3 protein-coding genes are annotated in these 5154 nt (G+C 70.2%); all 3 read left to right on the top strand.

All coding sequences use genetic code 11. From position 1 onward, the window contains the following. A partial coding sequence (locus AC1D15_RS17235; protein WP_477826931.1) for an O-linked N-acetylglucosamine transferase, SPINDLY family protein occupies positions 1 to 1393 on the top strand: 1393 nt, incomplete at its 5' end. A gap of 28 nt (positions 1394 to 1421) precedes the next feature. Then, on the top strand, positions 1422 to 3677 hold the full coding sequence (locus AC1D15_RS17240) for a type I secretion system permease/ATPase (protein ID WP_477826932.1): 2256 nt from the start codon (positions 1422 to 1424) through the stop codon (positions 3675 to 3677). A 2-nt stretch (positions 3678 to 3679) separates the two neighbouring features. After that, on the top strand, positions 3680 to 4906 hold the full coding sequence (locus AC1D15_RS17245; protein WP_047505632.1) for an HlyD family type I secretion periplasmic adaptor subunit: 1227 nt from the start codon (positions 3680 to 3682) through the stop codon (positions 4904 to 4906). The last annotated feature ends 248 nt before the right edge of the window (positions 4907 to 5154 follow it).

Consider the following 5154-nt stretch of genomic DNA (forward strand, 5'->3'; position numbering starts at 1 on the left):
GCTGGAGATGCAGCGCCGCTTCGCCGAATCCGAGGCCTGCCTGGTGAAGAGCCTCGAGCTGAAGGCCGACCAGTCCGACGTGCTGCAGCACTACGTGCACATCCGCCAGAAGCAGTGCGAATGGCCGGTCTACCAGGCGGTGGGCGAGGTCACGCCGAACCAGATGATGGTCGGCACCTCGCCGCTGGCCACGCTGGGCCTGAGCGACGACCCCGCGGTTCAGCTGATGGCGGCGCAGCGCTTCGTGCACACCCGCGTGCCCAAGCCGCCGGCCGTRCCGGTGCATGCCGGCCGCCCGCCGCGCACCGGCCGCATCAAGATCGGTTACCTGTCGGGCGACCTGTGCATGCATGCGGTCGGGCTGCTGACCGCCGAGCTGCTGGAGCTGCACGACCGCAGCCGCTTCGAGGTGCACGGCTTCTGCTGGTCGCGCGAGGACGGCACGCCGCTGCGCGCCCGGCTGCGCCGCGCGATGGACGTGTTCGTGCCGCTCGCCGGCGTCGACGACGCGACGGCCGCCCAGCTGATCGCGCAGCACGGCATCGACGTTCTGGTCGACCTGCAGGGCATCACCAACGGCGCGCGGCCGGCCATCCTCGGCCACCGCCCGGCACCGGTGCAGGTCAGCTACCTGGGCCTGCCGGCCACCTCCGGCCTGCCGGGGGTCGACTGGATCCTGGCCGACCGCTTCGTGATGCCGCCCGAGCTGCTGCCCTACATGACCGAGAAGCCACTGTACGTGCCGCACTGCTACCAGGTCAGCGACCGCCAGCGCGAGAGCGGCGCGGTGCCGACGCGCGCGCAGTACGGGCTGCCGGAAGACGCCTTCGTGTTCTGCTCGTTCAACAACAACCACAAGTTCACCGAGCCGGTGTTCGCAAGCTGGATGCGCATGCTGCAGCAGGTGCCGCGCAGCGTGCTGTGGCTGCTGGCCGACAACGAATGGTCGCAGGAGAACATGCTGCGCCAGGCCGACGCGTTCGGCATCGCACGCGAGCGGCTGATCTTCGCGCCGCGCGTGATGCCGGCCGACTACCTGGCGCGCTTCCCGCTGGCCGACCTGTTCCTCGACACCTTCCCGTACAACGCCGGCACCACCGCGAGCGACGCGCTGTGGATGGGCCTGCCGATCCTCACCTGCGCCGGGCGCACCTACATCGCGCGCATGGCCGGCAGCCTGCTGACGGCCGTCGGCCTGCCCGACCTGATCACCGGCTCGATCGACGACTACGAGCGCCTGGGCGTGCAGCTGGGCAACAACCCGGCRCGCATCGCGTCGTACAAGCGCTACCTGGCCGAGCACGGCCGGCAATCGAAGCTGTTCGACGTGCCGGGCCTGGTGCGCGACATCGAGACCGAGTTCGAGCGGCTCGCGCTGCAGCACCGCGGCTGAACGAGTCACGACGGTGCCCTCCTGACCCATGGACCGACAAGAGCCCTTCATCGAACCCGGAGCCGGCGGCGCTGCCGCGGTGCCGCCGGACGATGCGCTGCTGCAGTCCATCGTCTGGCTGACGCGCCACCACGGCCGCGAGCGCTCGGCGGCGTCGCTGCTGGCCGGCATGCCGCTGGCCGGCGCGCTCGGGCCCGACCAGGCGGTGCGCGCGATGCGCGAGGCCGGCTTCAACGCCGGGCTGGTGCAACGCAAGATCGCCGACATCCATTCGCTGCTGCTGCCGGCCGTGCTGCTGCTGCGCAACGGCGATGCCTGCATCGTCGTCAAGCGCCTGTCCGCCGAGGCGTACGAGGTGGTGATGCCGGGGCCGGAGTCGCACACCTGCAAGGCGAGCGAGGCCGAGCTGGCCGGCGAGTACACCGGCATCGCGTTCGTCGCGTCGCCGAAGGTGCAGGCGCCGAACGCCGAGCACAACGAGGCGCTGCGCGACCCGAACAGCCACTGGCTGTGGGGCACGATGCGCCGCTTCATCCCGTACTACCGCTCGTCGCTGCTGGCCGCATTGCTCAGCAACGTGCTGATGATGGTGACCGGCCTCGTCACCTCGGTGGTCTACGACAAGGTGATCCCGCACCAGGCCTTCGTCACGCTGTGGGCGCTGGCCACCGGCGCGGCGCTCGCGCTGGTGTTCGACCTGGTCGCGCGCCAGCTGCGCACCCACCTGATCGACGCGGCCGGCAAGAAGGCCGACCTGATCATCGGCTCGATGCTGTTCCGCCAGACGCTGGGCGTGCGCATGGAGCACCGGCCGGCGTCGGCGGGCTCGTATGCGCACCACCTGGCGCAGGTCGAGCTGGTGCGCGATTTCTTCGCCGGCGCGACGCTGTCGGCCGTCAGCGACCTGCCGTTCATCGCGCTGTTCGTCGCGATGGTCTTCATCATCGGCGGGCCGCTCGGCTGGGTGATCGTGCTCGCGATCCCGCTGATCCTCAGCCTGGCCTGGGCGATCCAGAGTTCGCTGCGCCGCTCGATGGCGGCCAACATGCACCACCAGGCCGACCTGCAGGGCATGCTGGTCGAGGCCGTGGAGGGGATCGAAGACCTGAAGGCCGCCGGCGCGCAGGGCCAGTTCCTGCGCCGCTATGAAGACGCCACCGCGGCGGCCGCCGAATCGGCGCTGCGCGCGCGGGCGCTGTCGGGGCTCACCAACAACATCTCGGCCGCCGCGCAGCAGGCCATCACGCTGGTGATGCTGGTGTGGGGCGTGTACCTGATCAAGGACGGCGCGGTCAGCGGCGGGGCGCTGATCGGCGCGGTGATGTTCGCCGGGCGCGCGATCGCGCCGCTCGGCAGCGTGGTCAGCCTCGCGACGCGCTACCAGGGCGCCCGCGCGGCGATGGTGGCGCTCGACCAGATGATGGCGCTGCCGGTGGAGCGCGAGCACGGCAAGAGCTACATCGCGAACCACCGCGTCACCGGCAAGCTGGCGCTGAACGACCTGAGCTTCGCCTACCCGGCGACCGGCGACGATGCGCCACCGAAGGTGCTGAAGGGAATCAACCTGAAATTCGAGCCGGGCGAGCGGGTCGTGATCCTCGGTCGGATCGGCAGCGGCAAGTCGACGATCCTGCGGCTGCTCGCGGGGCTGTACCAGCCGACCGAGGGCATGGTCGAGGCTGACGGCATCGACCTGCGGCAGATCGACCCGGCCGACTTCCGCGCGAAGGTCGGTTTCGTGTCGCAGGAGCCGCGGCTGTTCAACGGCACGCTGCGCGAGAACGTGATGCTCGGCCGCGCGACGGTCGACCCGGCGCGGCTGGCCGAGGTGGCCCGCGTGACCGGGCTCGACCGCGTGGTCGCCTCGCACCCGCAGGGCTGGGAGCTGTCGGTCGGCGAGATGGGCGGGCTGTTGTCGGGCGGGCAGCGGCAGCTGGTCGCGCTGGCGCGCTGCCTCGCGACGCAGCCGCAGATCCTGCTGATGGACGAACCGACGAGTTCGATGGATGCGCAGTCGGAAGTGATGTTCCTGCGCCAGCTGAACGAGGCGGCCGGCAAGCGCACGCTGATCATGGTGACGCACCGCCCGGCGGTGCTGGAGCTGGCGCAGCGGGTGATCGTGGTCGACGGCGGCAGGATCGTGCTCGACGGGCCGAAGGCGCAGGTGCTGGCGGCGCTGTCGGGGGCGAAGCCGGCGGCGACGGCGACGCCGGAGGGCACGGGCCCGAGCAACCTGCACCTGCACCCGGCGGCTCAGCCCGTTCAACGTGAGGCGGCGGTCTGACCATGTTCGGCAAGAAGCAGAAGCAGGCCGAGCTGAAGTCCGGCGACGCCAAGTTCCTCAGCGAGGTCCGCGCCGCGCAGGTGATGGACGACATGTCGCGCGCGACCTGGACGCTGTACCTGATGGCGATCGCGGTGATCGTCGCGATCGCGTGGGCGTCCACCGCCCGCGTCGACGAGATCACGCGCGCCGACGGCCGCGTGGTGCCCGACGGCAAGGAGCAGGTGATCGCGAGCCTGGAAGGCGGCATCCTGCGCGAGCTGTTCGTGCGCGAGGGCATGCAGGTGCAGGAGGGGCAGGAGCTGGCGCAACTCGACCCGACGCGCTTCGAATCGCAGCAGAACGAGGGCCAGGTCAAGCGCGCCGCGCTGCGTGGCACGGTCGCGCGGCTGACGGCCGAGGCGAACGGCCGGGCCTTGCAATTCCCGTCCGACGTGTCGGCGCTTTCCAGCGTCGTCGAATCGGAGACCGATGCCTACAACGCCCGCAAGCGCGCGCTCGACGAGGCGGTGCGCTCGAACAGCCGCAGCATCGAGCTGGTGATGAAGGAGCTGGGCGTCTCGGAGGCGATGTCGGCGAAGGGCCTGATGTCCGAGGTCGAGGTGATGCGGCTGCGCCGCCAGGTCAACGACCTGCACCTGCAGTCGCAGGAGCGGGTCAACCGTTTCCGGCAGGACGCAAGCACCGAGCTCGTGCGGGTGCAGACCGACCTGGCGCAGATCGAGGAGCAGCTAGCCGGCCGGCAGGATGTGCTGCGCCGCACGGTGCTGAAGTCGCCGGTGCGCGGGCTGGTGAAGAACATCCGCTCGGTGACGGTGGGCGGCGTCGTGAGCCCGGGCGCCGCGATGATGGAGATCGTGCCGATCACGTCGCGGGTGCTGATCGAGGCGCGCGTGAAGCCGTCTGAGATCGGCTTCCTGCGGGTCGGGCAGACGGCCGAAGTGAAGCTGGCGGCCTACGACTACACGACCTACGGCGGGTTGAAGGGCAAGATCGAGTACATCAGCCCCGACGCGCTCGGCGACACCGAGAAGACAGCCGCGCCCGACCAGACCTACTACCGCGTGATGCTGCGCACCGAGCGCTCCACGCTGCGCGAGAAGGGCAAGCCGCTGACGGTGCTGCCGGGCATGACCGGCTCGGTGGAGGTGCGCACCGGGGAACGCTCGGTGCTGAGCTTCTTGCTGCGGCCGATGCTGAAGTCCAAAGAGGCATTCCGGGAGAGGTGATTTGTCAGGTCGGGTTGGCGCGGAAGGCGCGGGYGGGGAGTCTGKGGCTCGCCGGTCGCGKCGGTCATTGCCCCTGGGGGGCRATGACTYYCCTGCGCTGACTGRTTTCRTGGCCCGTCGCCCAAACTCCCGCCACTCACTTCGTTCGTTGTGGTCAAACAGTGGGCGACAGTCAGTTCACGAAGCGTGCTGCGCACGCGGGCCATGAAACCAGCCAGCTCCGGCGCCACTCCCTTATTGGCGCTCCC

This window comes from Rhizobacter sp. P2_H2 (genome assembly GCF_056403375.1).

Excerpts from the sequence above, each read along its gene's own strand:
- AC1D15_RS17240 (WP_477826932.1), top strand. The coding sequence starts at position 1,422 with ATGGACCGACAAGAGCCCTTCATCGAACCCGGAGCCGGCGGCGCTGCC.
- AC1D15_RS17245 (WP_047505632.1), top strand. The coding sequence starts at position 3,680 with ATGTTCGGCAAGAAGCAGAAGCAGGCCGAGCTGAAGTCCGGCGACGCC.